11 protein-coding genes are annotated in these 15,076 nt (G+C 67.3%); 7 read left to right on the top strand and 4 right to left on the bottom strand.

All coding sequences use genetic code 11. The features are described 5' to 3' along the window. Positions 1-218 precede the first annotated feature (218 nt). The 7 genes from ACLJK8_RS15010 (at position 219) to ACLJK8_RS14980 (ending at position 9,047) form a co-directional block, all read left to right on the top strand. Positions 219-872, top strand: a complete 654-nt coding sequence (locus ACLJK8_RS15010; RefSeq protein WP_413151138.1) for a cysteine hydrolase family protein — start codon at positions 219-221, stop codon at positions 870-872. Beyond that, positions 821-1,462 carry a MarC family protein gene (locus tag ACLJK8_RS15005; protein WP_413151136.1) on the top strand — a complete coding sequence of 214 codons (642 nt, stop codon included), beginning with the start codon at positions 821-823 and terminating at the stop codon, positions 1,460-1,462. The genes ACLJK8_RS15010 and ACLJK8_RS15005 overlap by 52 nt, the downstream gene beginning before the upstream one ends. Positions 1,463-1,609: 147 nt before the next feature. Continuing rightward, positions 1,610-3,250, top strand: coding sequence for an acyl-CoA synthetase (locus tag ACLJK8_RS15000; protein WP_413151135.1), 1,641 nt, complete (start codon positions 1,610-1,612; stop codon positions 3,248-3,250). Between the two features lie 144 nt (positions 3,251-3,394). After that, positions 3,395-5,155, top strand: a complete 1,761-nt coding sequence (locus tag ACLJK8_RS14995; RefSeq protein WP_413151134.1) for an acyl-CoA dehydrogenase — start codon at positions 3,395-3,397, stop codon at positions 5,153-5,155. Between the two features lie 77 nt (positions 5,156-5,232). Further along, positions 5,233-5,682, top strand: a complete 450-nt coding sequence (locus ACLJK8_RS14990; RefSeq protein ID WP_413151133.1) for a MaoC family dehydratase — start codon at positions 5,233-5,235, stop codon at positions 5,680-5,682. 49 nt (positions 5,683-5,731) lie between these two features. Further along, positions 5,732-7,483 carry a class I poly(R)-hydroxyalkanoic acid synthase gene (phaC, locus tag ACLJK8_RS14985; RefSeq protein WP_413151131.1) on the top strand — a complete coding sequence of 584 codons (1,752 nt, stop codon included), beginning with the start codon at positions 5,732-5,734 and terminating at the stop codon, positions 7,481-7,483. A gap of 166 nt (positions 7,484-7,649) precedes the next feature. After that, the gene (locus ACLJK8_RS14980; protein WP_413151129.1) at positions 7,650-9,047 is read left to right on the top strand and encodes a solute carrier family 23 protein; all 1,398 of its coding nucleotides are present in this window, start codon (positions 7,650-7,652) and stop codon (positions 9,045-9,047) included. A gap of 97 nt (positions 9,048-9,144) precedes the next feature. Here ACLJK8_RS14980 and ACLJK8_RS14975 read toward each other — a convergent pair whose 3' ends face one another. The 4 genes from ACLJK8_RS14975 to ACLJK8_RS14960 all read right to left on the bottom strand — a co-directional run bounded on the left by ACLJK8_RS14975 (position 9,145) and on the right by ACLJK8_RS14960 (position 15,030). Further along, complete coding sequence (locus ACLJK8_RS14975; RefSeq protein WP_413151127.1) at positions 9,145-10,083, bottom strand: glycosyltransferase family 2 protein; 939 nt, start codon at positions 10,081-10,083, stop codon at positions 9,145-9,147. A gap of 77 nt (positions 10,084-10,160) precedes the next feature. Beyond that, positions 10,161-12,269, bottom strand: coding sequence for a GumC family protein (locus tag ACLJK8_RS14970; RefSeq protein ID WP_413151125.1), 2,109 nt, complete (start codon positions 12,267-12,269; stop codon positions 10,161-10,163). An 83-nt stretch (positions 12,270-12,352) separates the two neighbouring features. Beyond that, positions 12,353-13,444, bottom strand: coding sequence for a glycosyltransferase (locus ACLJK8_RS14965; RefSeq protein WP_413151123.1), 1,092 nt, complete (start codon positions 13,442-13,444; stop codon positions 12,353-12,355). A 146-nt stretch (positions 13,445-13,590) separates the two neighbouring features. Beyond that, on the bottom strand, positions 13,591-15,030 hold the full coding sequence (locus ACLJK8_RS14960; protein ID WP_413151121.1) for a mechanosensitive ion channel family protein: 1,440 nt from the start codon (positions 15,028-15,030) through the stop codon (positions 13,591-13,593). Positions 15,031-15,076 lie beyond the last annotated feature (46 nt).

Raw genomic sequence — 15,076 nt, 5'->3', positions numbered from 1 at the left:
GCCACGGTCCCAACGCAGGTCCGGCCCCGAAGATCGGTCTCCTTATATGACCCCCAGCCCGACCGACCCCTGATCTCGGCGTGTCGGATTGACCGTGATCGACTCGCCGGCGCTCTCCCCACCGGCCCCGAATGGCTCGCTTTCCGCGGCGATCGGCGGTAGCGATGGGATCGCGGTCACCCTCGAAGCCCCGCGGTCCAGCGGAAGGAGAACCACCCATGAGCAAGCGCGCCGTCGTCGTCGTCGATCTTCAGAACGAATACCTGCCGGGCGGAAAGCTCGCCCTCACCGGTATCGATCAGGCGGTCGCCAATGCCGCGAGGGTCATCGCCCATGCCCGCGAGACCGGCGACGCGGTGATCCATGTCCGTCATGAATTCCCCGATCCCGAGGTCCCGTTCTTCAATCCCGGCACCCCCGGCGTGGAGATCATGGACGCGGTCAGGCCGGGCAGCGGGGAGGAGGTCGTGACGAAGAACTTCCCCAATTCCTTCCTGAAGACGGGCCTCAGGGAGATGCTGGATGGCGGCGGCGTCACGGATGTCACGGTGGTCGGGGCGATGAGCCACATGTGCATCGATGCGACCGTGCGCGCGGCATCCGATCTCGGCTACAAGGTGACGGTGGTGCACGACGCCTGCGCGACCCTCGATCTGGAATTCGGCGGTGCCACGGTTCCCGCGGCGCAGGTGCACGCGGCCGAGATGGCGCGCTCGCGTTCGCCTATGCGACGCTCGCGACGACCGACGACTACACGGCCGGCTGACCTCAGGCGGCGGCCCGCGAGTCGGCGCCGCCGCGACGTGCGACAGGAACCGACATGGACCAGACCGATCTCGTCAAGGCGTTCGGTGCGTTCTTCGCGATCATGAACCCCTTCGTGAACCTGCCGATCTTTCTCGCGCTGACCTCGGGCTTCACGGTGGCGGAGCAGCGGGCGCTGGCGATCCGGATCGCGATCGCCTCGGCCATCATGTGCGCGATCATCCTCGTCGCGGGCCAGCGGATCATCGGCTTCTTCGGCATCACCATCGACGAGTTCCGGATCGCCGGCGGCGTGGTTCTCGCGCATATTGCCTGGTCGATGCTGAACGGCGGCCAGGTCGCCTCGCATCACGGGAGCGACGCGGAGAAGCAGGGGATGAAGGACATCGCCGGCATGGCCTTCTATCCGATCACCTTCCCGATGATCGTCGGGCCCGGCACCATCGCGACGATCATCATCTACGCGGGCCATGCCTCCTCCCTCGCGGGTCTCCTCGGCGTCGGCGCCGTGATGGGCGCGGTTCTGCTGATCCTCTTCGCCGTACTGTTCTTCGCGTCCGAATTCGGAAAGGTGATGAGCGACACGATGCGGGTGATCACGACCCGGCTCATGGGCATGATCCTGCTCGCGATCGCGGTCGAGATGATCGTCGCGGGCGCGACCGCCGTGCTGCCCGGCCTCGCCGGCGGCGGCTGACCCTCGGGTCCGCGCACCGTCCCGACCAGTCCCGGCTCCGGTGCTACAATTCAATACATTTGGCACAAACCCCGGCAACATGGCTAGGCTAGAACCGCCGCGAGACAGAGATGCGGTCGCCGCGGTGGCGCCAAAGGGGGAAACAGGATGGCCGAGAACACCAACATCTATGAACTGGGGCTGGATGCGACGCCCGCGAATTTCGTGCAGATGTCGCCGCTTTCCTTCATCGAACGCACGGCCTCGGTCTATCCCGATCTCGACGCCGTCTCCTACGGCGACCTGCGCCGCAGCTGGGGCGAGACCTACGCGCGCACCCGCCGCCTCGCCAGCGCGCTCGTCGCCCGCGGAATCGGCGAGGGTGACACCGTGTCGGTCGTCGCTGCCAACATCCCCGAAATGTTCGAGGCGCATTTCGGCGTGCCGATGTCGGGCGCCGTGCTCAACACGATCAACACGCGGCTCGACGCCGAGGCGATCGCCTTCATTCTCGACCATGCCGAGGCCAAGGTCCTGCTGGTCGATCCGGAATTCTCGGAAGTCGTCGCGCGGGCGATCAAGATCGCGCATCGCCCCGAGATGCTCGTCATCGACATCGAGGACCCGAGTTTCGAGGGTGGCGAGCGCGTCGGCGCGCTGACCTACGAGGAGCTGCTGGCCGAGGGTGATCCGGAATTCGCATGGTCGCTGCCCGACAGCGAATGGGACGCGATCAGCCTCAACTATACCTCCGGTACTACCGGCGATCCGAAGGGCGTGGTCTACCACCATCGCGGCGCGGCGCTGAACGCGCTCTCCAACATCGTCACCTGGGGAATGGCGCAGCATTCGCACTATCTCTGGACGCTGCCGATGTTCCATTGCAACGGCTGGTGCTTCCCCTGGACCATCGCGGCGAACGCCGGGCTCTGCGTCTGCCTGCGCGCGGTCCGGGCCGAACCGATCTTCGAGCTCATCCAGGCGGAGAAGGTCACGCATTTCTGCGGCGCGCCGATCGTGCTGCAGATGCTGGTCAACGCGCCGGACGGACTGAAAACCTTCACCCATGAGGTGAAGGTGATGACCGCGGGCGCTCCCCCCCCGGCCGCGGTCATCGCGAACATGGAGGCGATGGGAGTCGAGGTGACGCAGGTCTACGGCCTGACCGAAACCTACGGACCCTCCGTCGTCAGCGCCTGGCAGTCGAAGTGGGATGGCGTGGACGCCGAGACCCGCTCGCGGCTGAAGGCGCGGCAGGGGGTCAAGAACGTGGTCCTGTCGGAGATGATGATCGCCGATCCGGTCACGCTGGAACGCCTGCCGAGCGACGGCCAGACGATCGGCGAGATCTTCATGCGCGGCAACAACGTCATGAAGGGCTATCTCAAGAACCCCTCGGCGACCGAGAAGGCGTTCAACGGCGGCTGGTTCGCCTCCGGCGATCTCGGGGTCATGCATCCCGATGGCTATGTCGAGATCAAGGACCGTTCGAAGGACATCATCATCTCGGGCGGCGAGAACATCTCCTCCGTCGAGGTCGAGGACGTGCTCTACCGCCATCCCGACATCATGGAAGCGGCCGTGGTCGCCCGGCCCGACGAGAAATGGGGCGAGACCCCCTGCGCCTTCGTCGCGCTGAAGCCGGGACGGGATCTTTCCGAGGCGGATGTGATCGGCTTCTGCCGCCAGCACATGGCACGCTTCAAGACGCCGAAGACCGTCGTTTTCGGCGACCTGCCCAAGACCTCGACCGGCAAGATCCAGAAGTTCCTGCTCCGCGATCGCGCCAAGGCGCTCAGCACGGACTGACAACCAAAGCGCCGCGAGGGCGAGAACGGGGCCGCGCGCCGGCCCCGACGGCCCCCGCGCACCTCGATTGAACTCGCCGGGGACCGGCGGGCCCGTCGGATGGGCGCCGATCCCGACCGCGAAGCTTGAGCCAGGAAACAGTCAATGACCTACAACGCTCCCGTGCAGGACATGATCTTCGTTCTCGAGGATCTCTGCGATCTCGAAGGCGTCGCCGCGCTGCCCGGCCTCGAAGACGCCACGCCCGACATGGTCCGCGCCATTCTGGAGGAAGCCGCGAAATACGCGGGCCAGGTGCTCGCGCCGATGAACCGCGCCGGCGATCTCGCTGGCCTGAAGTTCGCCGATGGCGAGGTGACGACGCCCGCGGAATGGAAACCCGCCTATCAGACGCTGGTCGAGATGGGCTGGAACAGCCCCGCGGCCGATCCGGAACATGGCGGCATGGGCCTGCCGCAGGTGGTGAATGCCTGCGTCCAGGAGATGTTCCAGGGCGCCAACATGGCCTTCCAGCTCTGCCCGATGCTGACCCAGGGCGCCATCGAGGCGATCGAGGGCTATGCTTCGGACGACCTGAAACATGCCTATCTGCCGAAGCTCGTGACCGGTGAATGGACCGGCACGATGAACCTGACCGAGCCGCAGGCCGGCTCCGACCTCGCGGCGGTCCGGAGCAAGGCGGTGCCGGAAGGGGACCACTATCTGGTCTCCGGCCAGAAGATCTTCATCACCTATGGCGAACACGACCTCGCCGAGAACATCGTCCATCTGGTGCTCGCGCGCCTGCCCGACGCGCCTTCGGGCGTGAAGGGGATCTCGCTCTTCGTGGTGCCGAAGTTCCTCGTCAACGCCGACGGCTCGCTCGGCCAGCGCAACGACGTGCGCTGCGTCTCGATCGAGCACAAGCTCGGCATCCATGCGAGCCCGACCTGCACGCTCGCCTTCGGCGACGAGGGCGGCGCCACCGGCTATCTCGTCGGCGAGCCCAACCGCGGTCTCGAATACATGTTCGCGATGATGAACAACGCCCGGCTCAATGTCGGCATCCAGGGCATCGGCGTCTCCGAACACGCGACCCAGACCGCCGTCGCCTATGCGATGGAGCGCCGGCAGGGCAAGCCCGCGGACGGCGCCAATGGCGAGACGATCATCGGCCATCCGGACGTGCGCCGGATGCTCGCGGTGATGCGGGCGCGGACCGACGCAGCCCGCGGCGTGGCGCTGCGCGCCGCCCGCTCGCTCGATTTCGCGACGCGCTCCGAGGACGCCGCGCTCCGCGCCGCGCACCAGCGCCGGGTCGATCTCCTGATCCCGATCGTCAAGGGCTGGGCCACGGAGATGTCGGTCGAGACCGCTTCGCTCGGCGTGCAGGTCCATGGCGGCATGGGCTATGTCGAGGAGACCGGCGCCGCCCAGCATCTGCGCGACGCCCGGATCACCACGATCTACGAGGGGACGACCGGCATCCAGGCGCTGGACCTCGTCGGACGCAAGATCCTGCGCGACGGCGGCGCGGCGGCGGGCGAGTTGGTGGACGAGATGCGTGCGACGGCGAATGCCGGCGGCGAGAGCGCCGCGCTCGCGAGCGAGGCGGCCGATCTCATCGAGGAGACGGTCGCCTGGCTTCTCGCGCAGGAGCCGAAGACCGCCCTCGCCTCGGCGAGCAACGTGCTGGAGGTCTTCGGACTCTGCGCCGGCGCCTGGGTGATGGCCGACGCGGCGCGCGCGGCCTCGGCCCGGATCGAGGCCGGGCAGGACAGCGGACACCTCCGGGCCAAGCTCCGGCTCGCGCGGGTCTATGCCTCGCATGTCCTCCCGCGTGCCCGCGCCTGCCGCGACGTTGCGACGGCGGGCACCGAGGCGATCCTCGATCTCCCCGCCGCCGACCTGCTGGTCGAGGCCTGACTTCCTCGGGGCCCCCCGCGAGCACGCGCGCCCGGGTCCCGCCAGACACGAACCCATTCCCCAACGGAGGAAAGACCATGAACGAACTGAACGGATACGACGTCGAGGATCTTCAGCCGGGCATGTCCGCCGCCTTCTCCAAGACGATCACCGAGGCCGACATCATCCTCTTCGCCGGTGCCTCGGGCGACAACAACGCGATCCACATCAACGAGGAATTCGCGAAGACGACCCCCTTCGGCGGCCGAATCGCCCATGGCTTCCTGACCGCCAGCACGATCTCGGCCGCGATCGCGAACCGTTTGCCCGGGCCGGGAACGGTCTATATTTCACAAGGGATGAACTTTCTTGCCCCCGTGCGGCCCGGAGATACTGTGCAGGCGACCGTGACCGTGAAAGACATCGTACCGGAGCGCGCGCGTGTGACCTTGCGGACGGTCTGCACGGTCGGTGATACGGTCGTCGTGGAAGGCGAGGCGATCGTGAAGGTGACCTCGGCGGCCCGGCGCCTCGCGAAAGCAAGCTGATCGCCGACGCCGAGGGCCGAGGCGCCTGAGACAAGAGGGAGGAATTGAGATGGACCAGACACAGATCGCCGAACAGACGGCGGAGTTCGTCGACCTGATGACGCGGGCCCAGACCCTCGCGCAGCGCAGCGCGGCGAATGCCGTGGCCAAGGCGACGGGGCAGGAGTTCTCGGTCCTCGACGCGGGAACCATCGCGCAGGCCTATGCGCGCTCCGGCATGCAGCTGGCCCGCGACCCCTACGCGCTCGCGAAGTTCCAGATGGATCTCATGGTCGAGAGCACGCAGGCCTGGCTCAAGGCATGGTCGACCGACGGCGAGGACAGCAAGGACCGGCGCTTCCGCGACGAGCGCTGGACCAGCGATCCGCTCAGCCGCGGCCTGCGCGACGTGCATCTCGCGGTCGAGCGCGCCGCCGAACAGCTGATCCAGACCCTGCCGAACGGTGACAAGGACAGCCTCAGGGTGCGCTTCTACACGCGCCAGCTCATGAGCGCGCTCGCGCCCAGCAACTACCTCGCGCTCAATCCGGCCGCGCGCGAACGCTTCCTGGAGACCGAGGGCCGCAGCCTGCTCTCCGGCTTCCGCAACCTCGTCGAGGATCTCGAGCGCGGCGACGGACGGCTCGACATCAACATGACCGACCGCGCCGCCTTCGAGGTCGGCCGCGACCTCGCGACCACGCCGGGCGAGGTCGTCTACCAGAACGAGCTGATGCAGCTCATCCACTACAGGCCGCTGACCAAGACGCAGTACAAGCGGCCGCTGCTCTTCGTGCCGCCCTGGATCAACAAATACTATATCTTCGACATGAAGCCCGAGAACAGCATGGTGCGCTACATGCTCGAACAGGGGCACAGCGTCTTCCTGATCTCGTGGGTCAATCCGTCGAAGGAACACGCGGCCATGAGCTTCGAGGACTACATGCGCCTCGGGCCGCTCACCGCGCTCGACAAGATGGAGGAGCAGACCGGCGAGCAGGAATTCGACATCCTCGGCTTCTGCATCGGCGGCATTCTCGTCACCGCGACGCTCGCCTACATGGCGGCGAAGGAGGACAAGCGGGTCAAGACCGCGACGACCTTCGCGACCATGATCGACTTCACCGACGTGGGCGAGATCGGTGTCTTCATCGACCGCGACCGGCTCAAGGTGCTGCGCGATCACATGGCCGAGAAGGGCTATCTGGAGAACCACCACCTCCAGGACATGTTCTCGATGATCCGCGAGAACGACCTCATCTGGTCGTTCCATGTGATGAACTACCTGATGGGCCGCAAGCCGCCGGCCTTCGATCTGCTCTACTGGAACGGCGACAGCACGCGCCTGCCCGCGGCGATGCTGCTCTGGTATCTCGAGAAGATCTATATCGAGAACGGGTTGCGCAAGCCCGGGCATCTGACGATGGACGGCGTTCCGATCGATGTCGGCAAGATCGACATTCCCTTCTACGTGCTGGCGACGAAGGACGATCACATCGCGCCCTGGCCGTCGATCTATCCGACGACCCGGCTGCTCGGCGGCGACACGACCTTCGTTCTTGGCGGATCGGGCCATATCGCGGGCGTCATGAACCCTCCGGCCAAGCGGCCGAAATACGGCTTCTGGACCGGCTCCGACTACCCAGAGGACCCGCGGGAATGGATCGCCGGCGCCGAGAAGCACGAGGGATCGTGGTGGCCGCACTGGGCGAAATGGATCGCGAGCCACAGCCCGGGTCGCAAGGTGCCCGCCCACGACCCCGACAACGGCAAGCTCACCCCGATCGAGCCGGCGCCCGGCAGCTACGTCCGCGCCGCCTGATTTCCGGGGCTGAGATCCAAGCCTGAGACCTGATGGCCCGGCCGGACCGGGCCATCACCCCCGGGCCACAACCTGACGGCCCGGCCCGGTCGCATCCTGGTCCGACCGGGCCAGCCCAAACCCCGAGACATCACCGGAAGTTGTTGAACAGAGGAGGATTCCCTGAATGCAGATCTATGTCCGCGAGGAAGGGGCCGAACAGCCCTACTGGCCCGCCGGTCCGTTCAAGATCAGGCTCCCGCTCGTTCACTACCGGATCGAGGTTCCGGAGGCGGCGCAGGCACTCATCATGTTCGTCGTCTCGCTCGGGATGATCCCCCTGCTGCAGCAGTATCTCGGCATGCCCTATGAGGCGGCGCTCGCCGGCTGCTTCATCTGCGGCATCGGCTTCATGCTGCCCGCGCTGCTCGGCGTTCCGCTGGTCCCCGGCTGGATCACCCCGGCGATCCCGGTGACGCTGCTCTTCCTCGGCGGTTTCGCGCCGGGCCCCGAGGCGGTTCAGGCGATGATCGCCCTGCAGCTCATCGTCTGCTTCATCTTCGTCCTGTTCGGGGTCACCGGGCTCGGCGCGAAGCTGGTCGATCTCATCCCGAACTCGCTGAAATCCGGGATCATCATCGGCGCGGGCATCGCGGCGCTGATGGGCGAGTTGAAGGAAGGCGGCCGGATCGAGGCCACGCCGGTCTCGCTCATCATCGGCGCGCTGATCGCCTTCTACCTGCTGTTCTCGCTGTCGTTCAAGGATGTGATGGCGCGTCACCCGCTCGCCAAGCGGATCGGCGATTTCGGGATGGTGCCGGCCATGCTCGTCGCGATGGTCATCGGCTGGACGATCGGCGAATATCCGATCCCGGAGATCGAATGGGGCATCACCCAGCCCGATTTCGGCGCCCTGTCGCAGTTCAGCATGCTCTCCGTGGGACTGCCCGGGATCGACGTCTTCCTGCTCGCGATCCCCACCGCGCTCATCGCCTATGTCATCGCCTTCGGGGACATCATCGTCGGCAACACGCTGACCGAGCGCGTGGATCACATCCGCACCGACGAAAAGATCGACGACAGCGTTGGCCGTGTCCACCTCGTCACCGCGATCCGCAACGCGCTCCACGCCGTGCTCGCTCCCTGGCCCGGTCTCGCCGGTCCGCTCTGGACGCCGGTTCATGCGACGGTCGCCGAACGCTACGGTCGTGACCGGACGGCGATGCAGTCGATCTTCTCGGGCGGCGGCACCTTCTGGATCTTCGGCTTTCTCGCGCTCTTCATCCTGCCGCTCGTCACGATCTTCAAGCCGGTGCTGCCGATCGCGCTGTCGCTGACCCTGGTCCTGACCGGCTACATTTGCGTCATGGTCGGGATCGAGCAGCTCCGGACCTCGACCGAGCGCGGCGTGGCCGGGATCGTCGCGGTGGTGCTCGCCATGCCCGATCCGAAGTCGACGGTCTACGCGGTCGTCATCGGCGTGGTGCTCTACTTCCTCGTCGAGCGCCGGAGCAAGGCGGCCCGCTCGGAAGCGCCGGCGCCCGAGGACGTGCCCGGGGAGAGGCCCGCCGTTCCGGAGGCATGACCTCCGACATGACACCCCCGCGGCCTTCGGGTCGCGGTGCGGAAGGGGAACGAGACGGGGGCGGCGAGTGGATCTCGCCGCCCTCGGCGCGTCCGGATCAGAGTTCGAGAATGCGCCTCGGATCGGCGCGGCCGCGCAGCAGATCCCCGAAGGCGATCCAGTTGCCGGTCACACGGCCGCGGCGGTCGACCCAGGGCTCCGGCGAGAAGATCCTGACGTGATTGGCGAGCACGTTGCGAACGATCTGCCGGGCCGCGACCGACAGCGAGATGCTGCCTTTCCGCGCCATGTAGACCGGGTTGCAGATCTGGCTGTAGCCGAGGCGCTGACCGTTCCTCTCGCGTCCGCGTTTCTCGCCGCAATGCACGCCCTGGAACGCATCCGTGTGCACGAGCCTGCCCGCGATCCGGCCGCCGAAGTCGAGATCCTCCAGCCAGGCATAGAGCGGCAGGCCCTCGTCGAAGCGGATGCCCTGGATGCTGGCAGTGCGATAGGCCATGTTGCAGCCATAGAGGCCGGGAACCTCGCGCATGATCGTGAAACCGTCGAGTGGCCCGGCGGTGTCGGCCTCGTCCATGATCGCGCGGGCCTGGCCGGGCGCGATCCCCGGCCCGGTGACGCCATCCTCGATCACGAGGCCGTGGGCGCCGGCGACATCCGGATACCGCGCGAAGAAGGCGGCCATGCCGGCGAGCGCGTGGCGGGAGGGAACGAAATCATCGTCGTAGAAGACGACGACCTCCATATTCGGCGCCAGAAGATCGAGGCCGCGATTGCGCTGAACCGTCATGCCGCGCGGCCCGAAGACGCGTTCCAGCGGGAACGGCGTGTCGCGCGGGGCAGGGGCATCAGCCGCCGTCTCCATGGACAGGATGACCTGGCTCGGCCGGAGCGTCTGATGCGCGAGGCGGTCGAGCAGGGCCGCGATGTTCTCGGGCCGTCCCAGCGAGGCGATGACGACGGCGATGCGCGGTGTCGTCTCCCGGGACTTTGCGTGCTGGGGCGCTGTCGCCTGGGGCGCTGTGGCTTGGGTCATGGGGACTTGCTACTCAAACTTGGAATTCGACGGGAAGGTCCGGCGGCGGCGTTTTCCGCAGCCCCCGGATCGGGGCGTCAGCCGTAGGTGTGCGCCCCTTCGAGCGCGCGTTTGGAGACGCGGGTCAGGACGAAACCGGAGACCCGCGCGCCCATGGTGCGCAGGGCGTCGATGTTGTGCTCCACGATCTTGCGCGGCGTCCGTTCCCAGCGCACGGCGTAGAGCGTGGCATCGGCGGCGGCGGCGATCGACAGCGTTTCCGCGACCAGATGCGCCGGCGGCGTGTCGATCACGATGATCTCGTAGCGCCCCTTCAGGTCCGAAAGCAGCTCGGCGATCCGTTCGGGGGTCAGGAGCTTCGAGGCGAAGTGGTCGCCGTCGGGCTGGCTGGCGGCGCAGAGCACGTCGCAATTGAGCGTGGTATCGCGCTGGATCGCATCGGAGACCGAGCAGGTCCCGACGAGGACGCTCCTGAGATCGCGCCCCGGCTTCGCCTGCCAGAGCTTGCGCGGCGAGCTGTTGCGCAGGTCGCAATCGACCAGCACCACCGATCTGCCGAGATCAGCCTGGGTATGGGCCAGCGCCACGGCGAGCGTGCTCTTGCCCTCGTCGGCGAGCGACGAGGTGATCGCGATGCTGCGCGGTGCGGAGCCCGGCCGGTTCAGGAACTGGATGATCTTGCGCGACTGCTCCGCGAAACGCCCGTGCGGCGCCTTGCGAAGCTCGGCGAGGACCGCCTTGGGCGAGCGCCAGCGTTGCTCGGACAGGGCCTCGAACACCGGGAGCCCGGTTCCCGACTGCAGCTGGCCGGCGGTCCGGAAACCGGAGCGCGACAGTTCCGAGATCAAGACCAGCGCCAGCGCGAGGCTCGCCCCGAGCACGCCGCCGAGCGCCGTGAGCAGGGGCACGCGCGGGAAGGATGGCCGGTGCGGCGCGAGCGCGCTCGCGATGATCTTGCTGTCGGACTGCTGCACCGCGACCTGGGTCCGGGTTTCCTCGAGACGCGAGGCCAGTTCCTCGTAGGTGCCGCGCAGCACCTCCGCCTCGCGCTCCAGCTGGCGCAGCGTGATCGCCGACTGCGACATCTGGAGAATCCGCTGCTCGAGCGCCGTGAGGCTCTCGGCGGTCGCGCTTTCGCTCCGCCGCGCCACTTCCAGATCGTTGCGATAGGCGCTCAGCGTGTTGTTGACCTCCTGTTTCAGCTCGGAATCGATCTGCGCCAGTTCGACCTGGAGCCGGCGCAGGTCCGGATGGTCGCCGCTGTAACGGCTCTCGATCTCGGCGGCCTCGCGGCTGAGTTCGGAACGCTGGCCGCGCAGGTTCAGCACCAGCGGCGTCTGGATGATGTCGAGCGCGGCGGCGCGTCCGCCGTCCCGGATCACCGCGCTCAACTGATCGTAACGCGCCTCGGCGAGCCGGGTCGCGGCCCGCGCCTCGGCGAGCTGCGCGTTGAGATCGGTGAGCTGCTGGGAGGCCGCCTCGACGCTGCCGCCATCCTCGACCAGCCGTTCGCCCCGGTATTGCTCGACGTCGCGCTCGGCGGTCTCGACTTGGGCGCGGAGTCCCGCCGTGCGGTTTTCGAGCCAGCTGGCGGAGAGGCGCGCGGTCGAGACGCGGTCGGAGAGCTGCATCTCGGTATAGGCGCGCAGGACCGCGTTCACGATATCGGCGGAGAGCACCGGATCGGTGGTGACCGCGGCGATCGAGAGCACATAGGACTGGTCCTCCCGGCGCACCGACACGATGTTCGCGAGCGCGTCCGACAGACGCCGGGGCAGGTCGGCCCGGGTCGCGACCGCGAGCTCCTCGGGCGTGAGCAGCGGCGCCAGCCGCTGGAGGCCGAGGTCGGAGACCACCGCGTCGCGCACCACATTCGACTGGATGATGCTGAGTTCGCTGTTGATGACGAGGTCGTTCAGCTGGAGGTTCGGCACCACCTCGCCCTCGGTCACGACGCGCGTGTCCCGCGGATTCAGCATCACCTGTCCCGTCGCGGTATAGACCGGGGTGATCTGTCCGGCCGCCGCGAAGAGCAGGATGGCGCCGAGGACCATGCCGATCACGATCATCCAGACGCGGCGCCGGATCGCCCCGAAGAGGCTGGCCATCTGGACCCGGTCGTCGTCCTCGGCCGGGTTCATGGGCTTCGACCATTCATGGGAGGGCGGGGCCATCCGTGCGTTCATGTCTCGATCTCCATCAGGAGGCCAGCCGGAGGCCGTTGAAAAGCTCGCGGAGGGCGATCCGGAACGGGTGTCGGGCAGATCGTTCACCGGGCCTCCTCCATCATCCGGCCCACCGCGGCGGTGAACTGGTGACGGAAGTTCTCGGGCGAGAAGCCCTGGGCGTGCCGTGCGATCGGCTCGACCGGAAAATCCATCGCCTCGAAACGATCGATCGCCGTCCGCATTGCGGGGGCGCTCTGCTCGTCGAAGAAGAGGCCGGTCACGCCGTCGCGCACGCTGTCGCGCGCGCCGCCCGACCCATAGGCGATCACCGGCGTGCCGCAGGCCATCGCCTCGACGGGAACGATGCCGAAATCCTCCTCCCCGGGGAAGAGCAGGGCCTTCGCGGAGCCATAGATCTCGCGCATCCGGTCGGCTTCGACGCGGCCGAGGAACTCGACATTGGCCGGCGCGTTCCGGCGCAGCGCCTCCGCCGCCTCGCCATCGCCGACGACGCGGAGGACGCGGTTGGTGCCGCGAACCGCCTCGATGGCGAGATCGACCCGCTTGTAGCCGACGAGTTCCGACACGCAGAGGTAGTAGTCCCGTCCGGGCGCCGGGATGGGCGAATAGGTTTCGAGATCGACCGGCGGATGGATCACATCCGCGTCCCTGCCATAGACGCGGCGGATCCGCGCCCTGACGAAGCTCGAATTGGCGACGAACCGGTCGACCCGCGCCGCCGACACGAAATCCCACATCCTGAGCCGATGGGCGAGATGCGAGAAATAGGCCCGCTTCAGCCGCCCGAGCGGGGCGCTGTAGGCGGGGTAGTGATCGTAGATGTAGCGCATCGGGCTGTGGCAGTAGCACAGGTGCCGCGCCTCGGGTCCGGCGATGACGCCTTTCGCAGGGCCGGATTCCGAGGACAGGACCAGATCGTAGTCCGAGACATCGAGTTCCTCGAGCGCCCTCGGCATGAACTGGAGGTATTTCTGGTAGTGCTTTCTGGCACCGGGAAATTTGCCGATGAAGCTCTCCGTCACGCGCCGGTCGCGGATCAGCGGCGAGACCGCCGAGGGATCGAAGACATGCGTGAAGACATCGGCTTCGGGAAAGCAGGTCAGGATCTGTTCGAGGACGCGCTCCCCGCCACGCACGCCGACGAGCCAGTAGTGTACAACCGCTACTTTCAAAACTCGGTACTCCGAATCGTACGTGCCGGGGCGCGACACGAAAGCCCGGCAGGGGCGATTGTGCATGCGCGAAACGAGTATCGCAAGAGCGCAATACTCGCCGTTAGCGATGGCGCGGGTGGTGGCGGGTCTCCGCCGGCCGCCGCTCAGGCCATCCCCGGCTGTTCGCCCCCGGGCCGTTCGGCCACCTCGTCCTCCGGCCGTCCGGGTCCCTCTCCCTCCGACCGCGCGCCCTCCGGCCGTTCGCGCTCGAAGCGAACCCTGAGTTCCGAGGTCGGCTTGATCAGCAGATCGCGGTGCGCCAGCGGCGTGCGGATGCCGTTGGCGCGGAACTTCTCCCAGATCGCGAGCAGGACCGCGCTTCGCACATTGATCACGCCATTGGCCGGATCGTCGATCCAGAACCGCATCTCGAGATTGACCGTGCTGTCGCCGAAGCTCATCAGCCGGCAGACCGGCTGCGGATGCTTCATGACGCGCCTGGTCTCGAGCGCGGCCTCCTCGATGAGCCGCATCGCCAGCGGCACGTCGGAGTCGAAGCTGACCGAGATCGGGGTCAGCAGCCGCAGCCGGTTGTGGCTGTAGGACCAGTTGATGACGCGCCGGCTGATCAGGTCCTCGTTCGGCACCAGCCACTCGGTCCCGTCCCGCGTGGTGAGCGAGACATAGCGGGCGTTGAGCGCCGTGACCCAGCCGAAGAGGAGTTTCTGATGGTCGCCGGGGTCGGTGAGTTCGATCACGTCGCCCGGCTTGATGGACCGGTCGAAGAGCAGGATCAGGCCGCTGATGATGTTCGAGATCGGCTTCTGCAGCCCGAAGCCGATGCCGACGCCGAGCGCGCCGGTGAAGAGCGCGAAGGCGGTGAGGTCGATCCCCGTGCTCGTGAGCGCGACGACGAGGGCGAGACCGATCAGCGAGAAGCGGATGAGCTTCGCGGTCAGGACGCGGAGCGAGGGCGTCAGGTTCGGCGCGCGGGTCACCCGCGTCTCGAGCAGCCGCGCGACGACGACCGCGAGCCAGAGCAGGACCGCGAGTTCGAACGCGGCGCGAAGGAGGTCGAGCGCCGAGACGCTGGTGTCGCCGAGCCGGAAGTCGAGCTGGTCGAGCCAGACGATGGCGGGCCCGAGCAGCCCGAGGATGTTGAGCGTGGCGACCCCGAAGGCGAGAAGTGCGACGACCCGCGCCCAGAAGTCGTTCCGGATGAGCCCGGCGAGAAGCCGGATGACGATCCAGGCGCCGATCAGGTTCGTCGCCGTGCTGAGCAGAAGGTTCGGCCAGCCGAACCGCGCCGCCACCGCGTTGGCCATGGCGAGGAAGGCGAAGGCGACGACGGAGCGGATGATCGAATGCGCCGAGACCAGGAGCGCGCGCAGCGTCGGGGTCCCGTTCCCCCGCCGGTCTATGAAACCGGCGAGCCGCGCGCGCAGGGGCACCGCGGCGACATGGGCTGCGACGAGACAGACGGCGATGGCCGCGACCTGCCCGAGCGTCGACCAGACCAGAACCTCGGTCAGCAGCCAGAATTCGAGACGCATGCGCAGGTTCTGCAGCGCGATGACGTCCACAAGTCGTTGATAGCTTTCCATCGGTTCTTGGGAGTCCGTGCCTTGTGCCTGCCTCGACCGAGTATCC

Origin of the sequence: Amaricoccus sp. W119 (assembly GCF_047275745.1) — a bacterium.
Taxonomy (GTDB): Bacteria; Pseudomonadota; Alphaproteobacteria; order Rhodobacterales; family Rhodobacteraceae; genus Amaricoccus.
The sequence above is the reverse complement of the archived record's forward strand: the minus strand, read 5'-3'. Positions and strand labels throughout refer to the sequence as shown.

Coding starts and splice junctions, on each gene's coding strand:
- ACLJK8_RS15010 (WP_413151138.1), top strand. CDS start 219: ATGAGCAAGCGCGCCGTCGTCGTCGTCGATCTTCAGAACGAATACCTG.
- ACLJK8_RS15005 (WP_413151136.1), top strand. CDS start 821: ATGGACCAGACCGATCTCGTCAAGGCGTTCGGTGCGTTCTTCGCGATC.
- ACLJK8_RS15000 (WP_413151135.1), top strand. CDS start 1,610: ATGGCCGAGAACACCAACATCTATGAACTGGGGCTGGATGCGACGCCC.
- ACLJK8_RS14995 (WP_413151134.1), top strand. CDS start 3,395: ATGACCTACAACGCTCCCGTGCAGGACATGATCTTCGTTCTCGAGGAT.
- ACLJK8_RS14990 (WP_413151133.1), top strand. CDS start 5,233: ATGAACGAACTGAACGGATACGACGTCGAGGATCTTCAGCCGGGCATG.
- phaC (WP_413151131.1), top strand. CDS start 5,732: ATGGACCAGACACAGATCGCCGAACAGACGGCGGAGTTCGTCGACCTG.
- ACLJK8_RS14980 (WP_413151129.1), top strand. CDS start 7,650: ATGCAGATCTATGTCCGCGAGGAAGGGGCCGAACAGCCCTACTGGCCC.
- ACLJK8_RS14975 (WP_413151127.1), bottom strand. CDS start 10,083: ATGACCCAAGCCACAGCGCCCCAGGCGACAGCGCCCCAGCACGCAAAG.
- ACLJK8_RS14970 (WP_413151125.1), bottom strand. CDS start 12,269: ATGAACGCACGGATGGCCCCGCCCTCCCATGAATGGTCGAAGCCCATG.
- ACLJK8_RS14960 (WP_413151121.1), bottom strand. CDS start 15,030: ATGGAAAGCTATCAACGACTTGTGGACGTCATCGCGCTGCAGAACCTG.